We start from the raw sequence: 13435 nt of genomic DNA on the forward strand, positions 1-13435 counted from the left end.
TCGCACGAAAAATCCTAACCCTTGCAAACGCAATGCTAAGAGATCAGACCATGTACAAACCAGCCTGAACAGGTACAAAACAATACAGTTGCCAGAGCCGAATAGCGAGAACGACCGCGATTAAGGCGCTGTTACAAAATGTTTTTTTATGGCCCTGGACCCCGGCTCAAGGCCGGGGTGACGGAGAATGGGAGCAGGCTCTTTGCTTCTTCAACGGGCTTTGTCAGCAGTTTGAGGCCGGGCGCTTTCGCGCCCGGCCTCGTTTTCTCGTACGTCGCTCAACCTCAGAACGTCTGCGTCAGCGAGATCTTGAAGGTCCGGCCGGGCTCCGAATAGAAGGTCTGCGGCTGGTCCATCGTCGCGTCCTGCAATTCCAGGGCGTCGTAATAGGTCTGGTCGAACAGGTTGTAGACGCCGGCCTGCAGCGTCATGCCCTCGAAGCGTTCCGGCGCCCACCAGGCGGTGACGTCGACAATGCCGTAGCCCGGCGCCTTGAAGTCTGCGAGCGAGCCGTCCGGCACCTTGGCGGAGAGGATCCAGTTCGAGTTCACGCCCCAGGTCTCGTCATTATAGCCGCCGCCGATGACGGCCTTGAGCGGTGCCACGGAACCCAGGATCTTGTTGGTGTCCATGTTGAAGCCGCGGGCAAAGGCGAGCGAGGCATGGACATCCCAGTTGTTGATGAACGACTGCTGGACGCTTGCCTCGACGCCGGCAATTTCGACATTGTCGATGTTGACGGTCTGGGTGATGCCGAAGGGATAGAGGCCGGGCGCGATGCCGACATCGCCGGGCTCGACCGACTGGGTGTCGATGAAGTCCTTGTAGCGACTGTAGAAGGCCGAGATCCGGCCGCCATTGTCATCGTCACCGAAATTGGCGCCAAGCTCGAAGCCCCAGCTCGTTTCGGGCTTGAGGTCGGGATTACCGATGCGAAGATAAGTGCCCGGACCGCCGTAATCGACATAGAGCTCGCCAGGCGTCGGCGCGCGGAAGGCAGTGGAGAACTGACCGTAAAGCTGGGTGAAGTCGGTCAGGTCGTAGGTGGCGAGGATCTTCGGCGAGATCTGCCAGTCGCTCTGGCCGTCCGGCAGGCCGCTGTAGTTCGGGTTGTTGGTGTAGGCCTCGGTTTCCTTCGGGTCATACTGGTACCAGTCGAAGCGCACGCCGGGGGTCAGCGCGAAGCCGCTGTCGCCGAAGATGATCTCGTCATGGGCATAGAGACCGAGGACATAGCCGTCCACATCCGGCGTATCCGCCTGATTGGTGTGGAGGAAGTTGCAGGAGCTGTAGGGCGAATAGGGTCCGGGACCGCAATTGTCCTCGCCGCTCGAATACTGGCTCGTCTGCGAATAGTAGAAGTCGCCGCCGATGGTGAAATTATGGTAGAGCGAACCGGTCTCGATGCCCTTGGCCGCCCAGCCCGACCAGCCGTAACGCTCGTCATCGGTCTTCGATGTCCGCGAATAGGGACCGTAAGGCGGCGTCGGACGTGCGCCCGGCAGACGGGTGCCGCTGGTGCCGCTCTCGCGCTCGCTCTTCAGCCAGTAGAAGGTGCTGAAGGCGCTATCGAACAGGCCGTCGGTGGCGATCGCCTCGTAATTATAGTCGATTGAGACGCGGTCGCGATGCTTGATCTCGCTGCCGTTCCAGTCGTCTTGCGCATAGGTGTCTCCCTGCTCGGTCAGGAGTTCGACATCCTTGTCCCGATCATAGCGCTCCAGCGTGAGGCCGAGCGTGTGGCCGCCCATGAACTGCTGGCGCAGCTTGAACAGGAGGTTGTTCTCGTCAAAGCTTGCCGGATTGGGCTCGCTGCGGGTCGCGCCATAGCCGCCGACCGTGCCCTGGTTCTCCGTCTCGCTGCCGGAGCCGAGGTCGCCCTGGAACAGCATGGAGGTGTTGCCGGAGCGAATGGCGAAGGCGCCCTGCGCGTTGATGCTCTGGTTCGTGCTGTCATACATCAGCCCGGTGCGTCCGCCCCAGCCCTTTTCCGGGTCGATCAGATCTTCCGGCTCCAGCGTGCGCAGCACCACCGTGCCGCCCAGCGAACCGCTGCCGGAGCGCGAGGAGTCCGAGCCGCGGACGATGTCGATCGTCGCGATCGAATCGAAGCTGAAACTGTCCATATTGCCGACGGCATCGCCGCGCGCGGCGTCATCGAGATAGGGAAGCTGGATGCCGTCTATGACGGTCGAGACGCGCGGCCCCTGCATGCCGCGAATGTTGACCGAGCCCGAATCATCGCCGACGAAGGTGACGCCCGGCTCAAGCACGCGGGTGAAATCGCCGAAATCGGAGACGATATTGGCGTCGAGCGCGTCGCGCGTCGTTTCCGTGGCAAGCGGCGTGTCCGCAATGCCGTCCTTGCCGCCGGTCGTCGTCACGTTGACCGGCGCCAGCACCGTCGTCGCATCATCGGTCGCGGCATCCTGCGCGATCGCAGCATGTGTCAGAACAGCCGACGCCAGTGCGGTGCACGACGCCAGCAATACCGTGCGGGGAATTCCCATACGCATCACCCAATCCTCTTGTTCTCTTCAGAACCTGGCTGGCTGACGCCGGGACAAATCCCGGAACGAACTGGCTGGCTGGGCATTCTGGGCCGGCAGGACGCCGGCTTTTCGTGACTATCCGCTATAAAACATGAGTTTTATTGTCAACATAAATTGCCCGATTTCTGTCATATTCCCCCATATGTGACCGTGCCGCACCAGACACAGACGCCTTGGGCTGTCATATTCGACTTAGTTTCGCCGAAAAAGCGATGTTGATGGACCGGCCGGAACGAGCGGGAGCAAGAGAAGATGGGCGTAAGGAAGGTGTTGAGGCGCTTTGCCTGGACATTTGGCACTCTGGTGCTGTGCGGAGGGGTTTATCTCGGAGGCCTGCAGCTCACCGGCAATTTCCATGAGGTCCATGCGGGCACGCTCTATCGTTCCGCGCAGCCCAGCGCCGATGATCTGGCCGGCTACGCCAAACGCCACGGCATCAAGACGGTGATCAATCTGCGCGGCGCGCATCCGGGCCGGGACTGGTACGACCAGGAGGTCGCCGCAAGCGAGGCGCTCGGGATCACCCATATCGATTTCGGCATGTCCGACAGCCGGGAACTGCCGCTCGACCGCAGCCTGGAACTGCTTTCGCTGATGCGGGATGCGGAAAAGCCGCTTCTGATCCATTGCAAGGCGGGAGCCGATCGCACTGGGCTCGCCTCGGTCATGTATCTGCAGCAACTGGCCGGCGTGGACGAGGAAACGGCCGAATGGCAGCTTTCCCCGATCTACGGCCATCTCAATATTCCGATGACCGGCCCCTTTGCCATGGACCAGACCTGGGAAAGGCTGGAAAAGGATTTCGGCCTGCCGAGCTGAGGAAGCTACCCTCCATCGGCAATGAACCTGCCCCTCTCTTCCCGGAACCGCCGGGTGAGAAAGGCGCGCACCAGTGCGATGCGCGCCAGATTGCCCGTATCGGGGTGCGACAGCAGATAATAGGAGCGCCGGAAACTGATATCCGGCAGAATGCTGACAAGCTCCGGACTGTCTCGCACGACGAAATCATGCAGGATGCCGATGCCGATGCCCGCGCGCACAGCCTCGACCTGGCCGGCAACGCCGGCGCAGCGAAACAGCCGCCCGGCGGACCGGCCGAGATGATTGGCGTAGTTCAGCGAGGAGGCATAGGCGTAGTCCTCCACCCCCGTCACCGCGACATGACCGGCAAGCGCGTGCTCGTCATCCGGCGTCCCGAACCGCTCCAGATAAGACCGCGCGGCATAGACGCCGAGCGTATAGTCGGTCAGCTTGGAGACGACCAGCCTCCCCTCCTCCGGCGGATCGAGCGTGATCGCAAGGTCCGCCTCGCGCTTCGACAGCGAGAAGGTGCGCGGCAGCGGCACGAGTTCGACGACAAGGGCGGGGTGTTCCTCCTGCAGGCGGCCGAGTTCGCCCGCCAGGAAATAGGTGCCGAGGCCATCCGGCGCGCCGACGCGGACGGTGCCGGCAAGGCGTGCGCCGCGCGCCCGCGTATCCTCCGCGATCCCGAGAATTTCCGTTTCGACCCGCTCGGCGACCGCAAGCAGCCGCTCGCCCGCTTCCGTCAGCGCCGAACCGGCGGGCGTGCGCTCGAACAACGGCTCGCCGAGCGCCTCCTCCAGCGCATTGATGCGCCGCGAAACCGTGGCGTGGTTGAGCGCCAGCGCCCGGGCGGCCGCGAGGAACTGGCCATGGCGGGCGACCGCCAGAAAAACGCGCAAATGATCCCAGTCCATCGACGTCCTATAATTTCCGCACAACGGATTTGTATACTATCCTGTTTATTTGCAGAAATTAATAGGCATGATGGCGACAAACGAGAACCATGATGTAGATAGACTTCGGAGGAACCACCATGAAATCCATCCAGCACTTCATCAACGGCACGATCGTGGCAGGCTCCGGAAGCCGCACGGTCCCGACCTACAATCCGGCAACCGGCGAACAGAGCGGCGAACTGTCGCTTGCCAATGGCGCCGATGTCCGCGCCGCCGTCGAAGCGGCAACGGCCGCCTTCCCGGCCTGGGCGGAAACGACGCCGCTGCGGCGCGCCCGCATCCTCAACAAGTTCCTCGGCATTTTGGAAGACCGGACCGATGAACTGGCGAAGGTGATCACCGCCGAACACGGCAAGGTCCATTCCGATGCGCTGGGCGAGATCCAGCGCGGCATGGAAGTGGTCGAGTTCGCCACCGCCGCCCCGCAGCTTCTGAAGGGCGAGTTCACCGAGAATGTCGGTACCGCCGTCGACAGTTGGTCGATGCGTCAGCCGCTCGGCGTCGTCGCCGGTATCACGCCATTCAACTTCCCGGCCATGGTGCCGATGTGGATGTTCCCCGTGGCGCTTGCCTGCGGCAACTGCTTCATCCTGAAGCCGTCCGAACGCGACCCCTCCGCCGCCCTGCTGATTGCCGAGTGGCTGAAGGAGGCGGGTCTTCCCGATGGCGTGTTCAACGTCGTCCAGGGCGACAAGGAAGCCGTTGACGCGATCCTCGCCGATCCGGATATTCAGGCCGTGAGCTTCGTCGGCTCGACCCCGATCGCGCGCTATATCTACACGACCGCGACGGCGAGCGGCAAGCGCTGCCAGGCGCTCGGCGGCGCGAAGAACCACATGATCGTGATGCCCGACGCCGACATGGACCAGGCCGCCGACGCGCTGATGGGCGCGGCCTATGGCTCGGCCGGCGAGCGCTGCATGGCGATCTCGGTTGCCGTTCCCGTCGGTGACGAGACGGCCGACCGGCTGATCGACAAGCTGAAGCCTCGCATCGCCGCGCTTAAGGTCGGCCCCGGCACCGATCCGGACGCCGATATGGGACCGGTGGTGACGGCGGCCGCGCGCGACAAGATCCTCGGCCTGATCGATTCGGGCGTCGAGGAAGGCGCCGACCTGGTTGTCGACGGTCGCGGGCTGAAGCTGCAGGGCTATGAGGATGGCTATTTCGTCGGCGCGACGCTCTTTGACAAGGTCACGACCGACATGAAGATCTACAAGGAAGAGATCTTCGGACCGGTCCTCTCGGTTGCCCGCGCAGCAAGCTATGACGAGGCGGCCCAGTGGATCAACGACCACGAATACGGCAACGGCACGGCGATCTTCACCCGCGACGGCGATGCCGCCCGCGAATTCGCCCACAAGATCAAGGTCGGCATGGTCGGCATAAACGTGCCGATCCCGGTCCCGATGGCATTTCATTCCTTCGGCGGCTGGAAGGCCTCGCTCTTCGGCGACCATCACATGCACGGGCCGGAAGGCGTGCGCTTCTATACCCGCATGAAGACGATCACCAGCCGCTGGCCCAAGGGCATTCGCTCGGGCGCCGAATTCTCCATGCCGACGATGAAGTAAGCGGAAACTCACAGATCCAGCGCAATTGCAAATCCGCCCCTTACCGGGCGGATTTTTTCTGTTATACCGGCTGTCACAAGAGCGACAGGGGCGCTCGCCGAAGCGGGCTGAGAAGCACCCTTGGAACCTGATCCGGATCATACCGGCGGAGGGAGTCACTCGGGCCTTCTCCTCTCTGGCCCGTCCGGCTTTCCCGCGGAAACACGAAAAGGGAAACCGGCATGGCGGACGCCGACATTCTGCTGAGCGAAATGCGCGAGAAAGCGCCGCTGGTGCACTGCATCACCAATCATGTGGCGATGAACATCGCCGCCAATGTCCTGCTTGCGGCCGGCGCCTCTCCGGCGATGGTTCTGGCAGAGGAAGAAGCGGGCGAATTTGCCGGGCTCGCCGATGCCTTGACGATCAATATCGGCACGCTCACATCCGAGAGACTTGCAAGCATGAAGGCGGCCATAGCCGGCGCAAGGGACGGCGGCAAACCCTGGGTGTTCGATCCCGTTGCCCATTTCGCCACCGGCTTTCGCAGACAAGCCGCGCGCGATATCCTCGATCTCGGCCCGACCGTTCTGCGCGGCAACGCCTCCGAAATCCTCGCCTTCTCCGACGGCCCGGCAAGCGGCAAGGGCGTGGATGCCGGCGATGCCGTTGAGGCCGCGGAAGAGACCGCGCGCCGCCTTGCCGCAGAGAGCAAGATGGTGGTGGCGGTCACCGGGAAAACCGATTTCGTCACCGACGGCCGCCGCTCAGCGCGGGTTGCCGGCGGCTCGCCCCTGATGCCGAAGGTCACCGCGCTCGGCTGCGCGCTTACGTGCCTTGTCGGGGGCTTTGTCGGCGCGCGCCCGGCCGATCCCTTTTCCGCGACGCTTGCCGCCTTCGCGCTTTACGCCGTCGCCGGCGGCAAGGCCCATCAGATGGCGGAAGGCCCCGGCTCCTTCGCCGTGCATTTTCTCGATTCTCTCGCGGCAACGACCCCGGCGGAACTGAAGGCCGAGGCCAGGGTTACGCTTCTATGAGGCCGGCGATCGGCGATCTTGCCGGCGCAAAACGCCCCGGCACCGGCCGTTTGAAACGCGGACAGCCTCTTTCCACATTACCCTCAGGCGGCCCGCCCGCCCGAAGGACCAACAGGCAGCGATGGCTCTCGGCCATCGGGAAGGCAAAGACATGATTGCGAATATTCTTTCGATCGCCGGATCCGATCCCTCGGGCGGCGCCGGCATTCAGGCCGACCTGAAGGCATTTTCGGCCCGCGGCGCCTACGGCATGGCGGTGCTGACGGCGCTGACGGCGCAGAACACGCAGGGCGTGACCAGCGTTCATCAGGTGCCGTCCGCCTTCGTTGCCGAGCAGATCGCCGCGATCTTCGACGACGTTTCCGTCAGCGCCATCAAGATCGGCATGATCGCCAACGCCAATATCGCCATCACCATTGCCGACAGCCTGCGCCATCACGTCGAGGTGCCGGTCGTGCTCGATCCGGTGATGGTGGCGAAGGGCGGACACCGCCTCCTTCCGGAAGACGCGGTGGAAGCGCTGAAGGAGCACCTCCTGCCGCTGGCCGCCCTCCTGACGCCGAATTTGCCGGAAGCGGCAGCCCTTCTCGATGAAGACGTCGCGAGCGACCGCGAGACGATGATTGCCCAGGGCAAGGCGCTGCGCGGGCTCGGCGCCCAGGCCGTGCTGATGAAGGGCGGCCATCTGGAGGGCGAGGATTGCCCGGACCTGCTGGTGACCGCCGAAGGCCATCAATGGCTGGAAGGCGCGCGGATCGACACGGAAAACACCCACGGCACCGGCTGCACGCTGTCAAGCGCCATTGCCGCCGAAATCGGCAAGGGGACCCCGCTTGCCGAAGCCGTCAGCATCGCCAAGGACTATGTCGCCGGCGCGATCGCGGCATCGGACGCGCTGTCGGTCGGCTCGGGCCATGGCCCCACCCATCATTTCCACGCCCTTTGGCCGTGATTTCAACAAATAGTGATGGCTAACATCTGCGGACCTGCCGATTTGATCTTTCGCAGCGCGCTTACCCTACTGGCTTCCTGCCAGCGGCTGGATATACTGCTGGCGAGAAGAGAAGGAGGTCTCGATGAAGAAAAATCATTTGATCGCCGGCGCGCTGGCGCTCTGTCTGGGCGCGGGCTCGGTTCTTGCACAGGACGCCCCGCAAATGCTCCGTCAGGATGACATGAAGGCCATCGGCCAGGCCATGGGCCAACTCGGCGCCATCGCCAAGGGCCAGAAGGATTACGATCCGGTCGTCGTGGAAGGCGCGCTGTCATCGATCGCCGACCATGCCAAGGACTTCCCGACGCATTTCCCGGCAGATTCCAAGACCGGGAACGACACGGAAGCAAGCCCGGCGATCTGGGAAAACATGGACGACTTCACCGCCCGCGCCGACAAGCTCGCCGCCGATGCGACCGCGCTTCTTGCCGACCTGCCCGCCGATCAGGCCGCCGTCGGCAAGGCGATGCAGACGCTCGGCGCCAATTGCGGCTCTTGTCACGAGATCTATCGCGTCAAGAACTGACCCTGGCGACCCTGAGCCGGGAATGAAAACGGGTATTCAAGGAGCCGAAGCGTGAAACCACGCATCACGATCGGAGTGTTGGTTGTCGCCGCGCTGTTCATGGGCGCGGCGTTCATCGTTGCGCTCACGCCGCCCAAACTTGATCCCGTTGCGCTCAGAAGCGCCGCGGTCGCCGATACGCAAAACGGAGAGAAGATCTTCTGGGCTAGCGGCTGCGCCGGCTGCCATGCCGCCCCCGGCTCTGAGGGCGACCAGAGGTTGGTACTGTCCGGCGGCCTGCCGATCGAGAGCGATTTCGGCACGTTTCACGCGCCGAACATCTCGCCGGACGAAGGCTATGGCATCGGCGACTGGACCTTTTACGAATTCGCCAACGCGCTGAAGAAAGGCGTCGGGCGCCATGGCGAGAACCTTTACCCCGCGCTGCCCTATACGTCCTATGTACGCATGACCAACCAGGATGTGCGCGACCTGCACGGCTACATCATGACGCTGCCGAAGAGCACCGAGCCGAGCAAGCCGCACGATATCGCCTTCCCGTTCAACATCCGGCTCGCACTCTCCTTCTGGAAGCGGCTCTATTTCTCCGATCAGGCGCGCGTCGCGCTTGCCGATGCCACACCCGAGGTCATGCGCGGACAGTATCTCGCGGAAGGCCCGGGCCATTGCGGCGAATGCCACACGCCGCGCAATGCGCTCGGCGGCCTGAAATATGGCGACTGGCTTGCCGGCGGGCCCAATCCCGACGGCGAAGGCATGATCCCCGACATCACGCCGGGTTCCAAGGCCATCGGCGACTGGACGGCAAGCCAGATCGCAGACTATCTCGAAACCGGGTTCACGCCCGATTACGATACGGTCGGCGGCTCCATGGTCGAGGTGCAGCAGAACGTTTCGCACCTCACCCGCGCCGATCTCGAGGCGATCGGCGCCTATCTGAAGGCCGTCCCTGCCAGGTGACGCCGCCGCCGCTCAGGCGAGCGACTGCAGATAGCGCATGCCCGTCACCGGCCGGGCGACAAACTCCATCTGCTGATAGAACTGGTGCGCCTTGGTGTTGCCCGTGGCGGCGCTGACGGAAAGATAGGCGCAGCCGGCAGCCTTGGCGAAGTCGCGGGCACGGGCAATGAGATGCTGGCCAACGCCATGGCTGCGATGGCCATCGCGCACGAAGAGATGATGCAGGTCCATGCCGCGCTTGCCCTGCTGGGCGCGGTAGAGCGGGGTCAGAAGCGCATAGCCCAATAGTTGCGCACCGCTGTCGGCGACAAGCGCCGTCACCCAGGGCGCAGGCCCGAACAGGTCGCGCTTCAGCCCTTCCGCGCTCGCCTCCACGGCGTCGCCGTGAAAGGCGGCCAGAAGGCCGATCATTTCGAGCAATTGGGGAATATCAGTCTCAACCGCTTTCCTGATGGTCATCAGAGCGGGTCGTTCCAGCGAAATTTCATCGTGATCGTCAGTCATTGTCGTCCCTGGCCTTCGTTTCGAGTACCGCCGGGGACGTTTCGCTTTCAACACCGTGCCGCCCCTGGCGGCCGGTGATGAACATGATCAATCGCGGCCGCTCCTATTGGAACAGCCAAAAATACGTGCGGTTGTGGGTCACGGTCTTGATCATGGAATTCAGATGCGCCGAAACGGCGGGCTTGTCAATTGAAAATTCAGCCGTGCTCGTTCGCGCACAGGCCGTGGTCGGCAAGCGAACGGATGACATAGCACGCGCCGACGGCGTCGGCGTCACAATGGCCGGTTATCCGCGCAAGCTCCGCCTCCAGCCGTTTCAGCCGGGTAATCTTCTCGCGCACAGCGGCAAGATGTTCACGTGCAATCGCATCGGCGCGGTCGCAGGGTCTTTCGGGATGCGCGGAAAGCTCGAGCAGTTCCCGGATCGCGTCGAGCGAGATGCCGAGGTCGCGGGCGTGGCGGATGAAGGCGAGCCGGCCTTCCTCATCTCGCCCGTAGCGGCGCTGATTGCCCTCGGACCGTTCCGCCGGCACGATCAGCCCGCTCTGCTCGTAATAACGGATGGTCGGAACCTTGACGCCGGTGCGCCGGGAAAGTTCGCCGATGGAAAACATGCTTCAGAAAACCTCTTGAACCTATAGTCGCTGGAGCAATTATGGTGTCCGGCATCGACAATTACAACGGGTTGCGGACAATGAGCGCATGTTGCGGACAAGCCACTTTCGACGGCATGTCGGAGGCCTACAAGAAAAGACTGAAGATCGTCATCTTTCTCAATGCGGCGATGTTCGTTGTCGAGATGGCAGCGGGCCAGGCAGCGCGTTCGCAGGCTCTCCAGGCAGATGCGCTCGACTTCCTCGCCGATGCGCTGACTTACGGCATCTCCATGGCGGTGATCGGCGCGTCCCTCAGAACCCGGTCGATGGCCGCGGCCGTGAAGGGCGCGAGCCTGCTGCTGATGGGCCTCTGGGTGTTCGGGTCTACAGTGTGGCGGGTCTTCGCCGCCGGCGTGCCGGAGGCGCCGGTCATGGGCGTGATCGGCCTGATGGCGCTCGCCGCCAACCTCGCCACGGTCCTGCTGCTCGTCAGCTACAAGGACGGCGACGCCAATGTCCGCTCCGTATGGCTCTGCTCGCGCAACGACGCGATCGGCAATGTGGCGGTGATGGCCGCGGCCCTCGGCGTCTGGGGTTCGAACACGGCCTGGCCGGACCTTGCCGTCGCCTTCGTCATGGCGGCCCTGTTTCTCACCTCCGCCTTCCAGATCCTGACCCAGTCATGGCGGGAGTTCCGCGAGGGCGAAACAGAGGCAAACGCCCCGGCCCCGACCGCCGAGGACGCGTGCTGCGAGAAGGCCTGCTGCAGCAGCCGAGGCGAGAGCGAAAGCCGGCCCGCCTGAGACGAAAAAGCCCGCACCGTGCCGGTCCGGGCTTCCCAACGATCTGGCGTGCCGACCTATTTGCAGTTGGCCCGGGCCCAGTCCATGTAGAGTTCCATCGCCTTCTTCGCCATCGGGCCGAGATCATAGTCACGGTCATCGAGCTTGGTGACGGGGACCACCTTGTTGTAGTTGCCGGTCATGAACAGTTCGTCGGCTTCCATGAAGTCCTTCACCGTCAGCGTGCGCTCCTCGGCGGCAATGCCGTTTTCGCGGAAGAGCTTGAGGATGCGGCGGCGGGTGATGCCGGCGAGGAAGCAGCCATTGTCGGCCGGCGTCATCGGGATGCCGTCCTTGACCATGAAAATGTTGGCGGAGGCCGTCTCGGCGACATTGCCGTTCATGTCGCAGGCGAGCGCGTTGTCGAAGCCGCGGGCCCGCGCTTCCAGCATCATCCGGCCGGAATTCGGATAGAGGCTACCGGCCTTGGCATGGGTCATCGCCACTTCCGGCGAAGGCCGGCGGAAGGGCGACAGCGTGAGGCGCACCGGCACGGTGGAGCGCATCGGCGTCTCGAACAGGCAGAGCGCGAACCGTGTGGACGCCGGATCGGGCGGCACGAGGCCGGCAAGGCCGTGCTCGGCCCAGTACATCGGCTTGATATAGACGGCTTCAGCGCCCTTGAAGCGCTTCAGGCCTTCCCAGACCAGGGCTTCGATCTCTTCGGGCGTATGGGTCGGCTCAAGGCCGAGCGCCCGCGCCGAGCGGTTGATGCGCTTGCAGTGCTCATCGAGATCCGGCGCCATGCCCTCGAAAAAACGCGCGCCGTCGAAAACGGTCGAGGCAAGCCACATCGCATGCGAGGTCGGGCCGATCAGCGGCGGATTGCCGGGAAGCCATTCGCCATCCACATGGGTCCAGGTTTCCGATGACGGGGAAGTATCGACTGCCATTTCATTCTCCTTGCAACGCCGCCTGTCTTCGCAAAGCGCCTCGCAAGATCGGTCACTGGAAAAGGGGCCGGAGCGGCAGCTTGCGCCGGAAGGCGGGCGGCGGAAATTCAACGCCGCCAATCAAGACTTCGCCCGGCTGAAGGTCAAGCGGAAAATCCTGCCAGATGCGCTTTCCCGGCGAATGGGCAAGATCACAGGAAGGTGCTATGCCAAGATGCGGAGGAAAACGGGATGGCCTGGTCGGCAACGCAATATCTGAAATTCGAGGACGAGCGATCGCGCCCGGCGCGCGACCTGATCAACGCGCTGCCCGAAATCCCGCCGGGCCCGATCATCGATCTCGGATGCGGGCCGGGAAATTCGACGGAGCTGCTGCAGGCGCGGTTTCCCGGGGCGGCGATCTCAGGGGTCGATCTCGACACGGACATGCTGGAAAAGGCCCGCGCGCGTCTTCCGGATATCCCGTTCGAGCAGGCCGACCTTGCCGCATGGCAGGCGCCGGGAGAACCGGCCCTGCTCTTTTCCAATGCGACTTTCCAGTGGGTGCCGGACCACCTGGACCAGCTCGCAAGGCTTCTCGGCGGGTTGCCGACTGGCGGCGTGCTGGCCGTGCAGATGCCCGACAATGTCAACGAACCAAGCCATGTCGCGATGGAAGACACGGCCCACCTGGCCGATTTCGCGCCGTTCTTTTCCGGCAAGTCGCCGGGGCGCGCGCCCCTGCCGGCGGCGGAGACCTATTACGACAGGCTCCATCCGAAGAGCAGCAGGCTCGATATCTTCCGGACCACCTATCATCACCCGCTCGCGGATGCAGATGCCATTGTCGAATGGGTAAAGAGCACAGGTCTCAGGCCCTATCTCGACTGTCTTCCGGATGACCGGCAGGTGGATTTCATCGCCGCCTATCGCGAACGCATCGCGACGGACTATCCGGCAATGGGCGACGGACGCGTGCTGCTCCGCTTCCCGCGCCTCTTCATCATCGCCACGGCAGCGTGAAAAAATCTGCTGCAGACAAACAGAGCCAGCCCGCTCAGCGTCCGTCATCCCGGACTTGATCCGGGATCCAGGGCTGCAAAACTCCGTTTATGCCAATGACTTAAACTGGATCGTCCTCGACATTTGGCCCTGGCAACTGTATTGTTTTGTACCTGTTCAGGCTGGTTTGTACATGGTCTGATCTCTTAGCATTGCGTTTGCAAGGGTTAGGATTTT

General features: G+C 63.3%; 13 protein-coding genes and 1 riboswitch. Of the genes, 8 read left to right on the top strand and 5 right to left on the bottom strand.

Annotated features, from left to right (window positions below; all coding sequences use genetic code 11):
* Positions 1-284: 284 nt before the first annotated feature.
* The gene (locus tag GGR30_RS23055) at positions 285-2516 is read right to left on the bottom strand and encodes a TonB-dependent hemoglobin/transferrin/lactoferrin family receptor (RefSeq protein WP_246414135.1); all 2232 of its coding nucleotides are present in this window, start codon (positions 2514-2516) and stop codon (positions 285-287) included.
* A gap of 288 nt (positions 2517-2804) precedes the next feature.
* Between GGR30_RS23055 and GGR30_RS23060 the strand changes: the two genes are divergently transcribed.
* Positions 2805-3371, top strand: coding sequence for a dual specificity protein phosphatase family protein (locus GGR30_RS23060; protein ID WP_183491604.1), 567 nt, complete (start codon positions 2805-2807; stop codon positions 3369-3371).
* Positions 3372-3376: 5 nt separating this feature from the next.
* On the opposite strand, the gene GGR30_RS23065 is transcribed toward GGR30_RS23060, so the two are convergent.
* Complete coding sequence (locus GGR30_RS23065) at positions 3377-4270, bottom strand: LysR family transcriptional regulator (protein WP_183491606.1); 894 nt, start codon at positions 4268-4270, stop codon at positions 3377-3379.
* A 119-nt stretch (positions 4271-4389) separates the two neighbouring features.
* Here GGR30_RS23065 and GGR30_RS23070 point away from each other — a divergent pair, with 119 nt between their 5' ends.
* The 5 genes from GGR30_RS23070 to GGR30_RS23090 all read left to right on the top strand — a co-directional run bounded on the left by GGR30_RS23070 (position 4390) and on the right by GGR30_RS23090 (position 9382).
* On the top strand, positions 4390-5886 hold the full coding sequence (locus tag GGR30_RS23070; RefSeq protein WP_183491608.1) for a CoA-acylating methylmalonate-semialdehyde dehydrogenase: 1497 nt from the start codon (positions 4390-4392) through the stop codon (positions 5884-5886).
* Between the two features lie 76 nt (positions 5887-5962).
* Positions 5963-6057: riboswitch (TPP riboswitch) on the top strand.
* A gap of 50 nt (positions 6058-6107) precedes the next feature.
* Entirely contained in the window at positions 6108-6902 is a 795-nt protein-coding gene (gene thiM / locus GGR30_RS23075; RefSeq protein ID WP_183491610.1) for a hydroxyethylthiazole kinase, read from the top strand.
* Between the two features lie 151 nt (positions 6903-7053).
* Positions 7054-7854: a bifunctional hydroxymethylpyrimidine kinase/phosphomethylpyrimidine kinase gene (thiD, locus tag GGR30_RS23080; protein ID WP_183491612.1), complete on the top strand. Its 801-nt coding sequence runs from the start codon at positions 7054-7056 to the stop codon at positions 7852-7854.
* A gap of 124 nt (positions 7855-7978) precedes the next feature.
* A complete protein-coding gene (locus GGR30_RS23085) occupies positions 7979-8422 on the top strand; it encodes a c-type cytochrome (protein WP_183491615.1) in 444 nt (147 codons plus the stop codon).
* 99 nt (positions 8423-8521) lie between these two features.
* On the top strand, positions 8522-9382 hold the full coding sequence (locus GGR30_RS23090) for a c-type cytochrome (RefSeq protein WP_183491629.1): 861 nt from the start codon (positions 8522-8524) through the stop codon (positions 9380-9382).
* Positions 9383-9394: 12 nt separating this feature from the next.
* Here the strand turns inward: GGR30_RS23090 and GGR30_RS23095 are convergent, their stop codons facing one another.
* Together GGR30_RS23095 and GGR30_RS23100 are read right to left on the bottom strand one after the other, a co-directional pair.
* Positions 9395-9886: a GNAT family N-acetyltransferase gene (locus GGR30_RS23095; protein ID WP_183491617.1), complete on the bottom strand. Its 492-nt coding sequence runs from the start codon at positions 9884-9886 to the stop codon at positions 9395-9397.
* A 197-nt stretch (positions 9887-10083) separates the two neighbouring features.
* Complete coding sequence (locus GGR30_RS23100; protein WP_183491619.1) at positions 10084-10500, bottom strand: MerR family transcriptional regulator; 417 nt, start codon at positions 10498-10500, stop codon at positions 10084-10086.
* Positions 10501-10580: 80 nt separating this feature from the next.
* Here GGR30_RS23100 and GGR30_RS23105 point away from each other — a divergent pair, with 80 nt between their 5' ends.
* Positions 10581-11285 (top strand): cation efflux transmembrane domain-containing protein, encoded by a 705-nt coding sequence (locus GGR30_RS23105; protein ID WP_183491621.1) that lies wholly within the window; start codon positions 10581-10583, stop codon positions 11283-11285.
* Positions 11286-11341: 56 nt separating this feature from the next.
* Here GGR30_RS23105 and GGR30_RS23110 read toward each other — a convergent pair whose 3' ends face one another.
* Positions 11342-12217: a branched-chain amino acid aminotransferase gene (locus GGR30_RS23110; RefSeq protein WP_183491623.1), complete on the bottom strand. Its 876-nt coding sequence runs from the start codon at positions 12215-12217 to the stop codon at positions 11342-11344.
* A 231-nt stretch (positions 12218-12448) separates the two neighbouring features.
* On the opposite strand from GGR30_RS23110, the gene tam reads away from it, so the two are divergent.
* A complete protein-coding gene (gene tam / locus GGR30_RS23115; RefSeq protein ID WP_183491625.1) occupies positions 12449-13219 on the top strand; it encodes a trans-aconitate 2-methyltransferase in 771 nt (256 codons plus the stop codon).
* Positions 13220-13435: the final 216 nt, after the last annotated feature.

Origin of the sequence: Martelella radicis (genome assembly GCF_014196625.1) — a bacterium.
Lineage (GTDB): Bacteria > Pseudomonadota > Alphaproteobacteria > Rhizobiales > Rhizobiaceae > Martelella > Martelella radicis.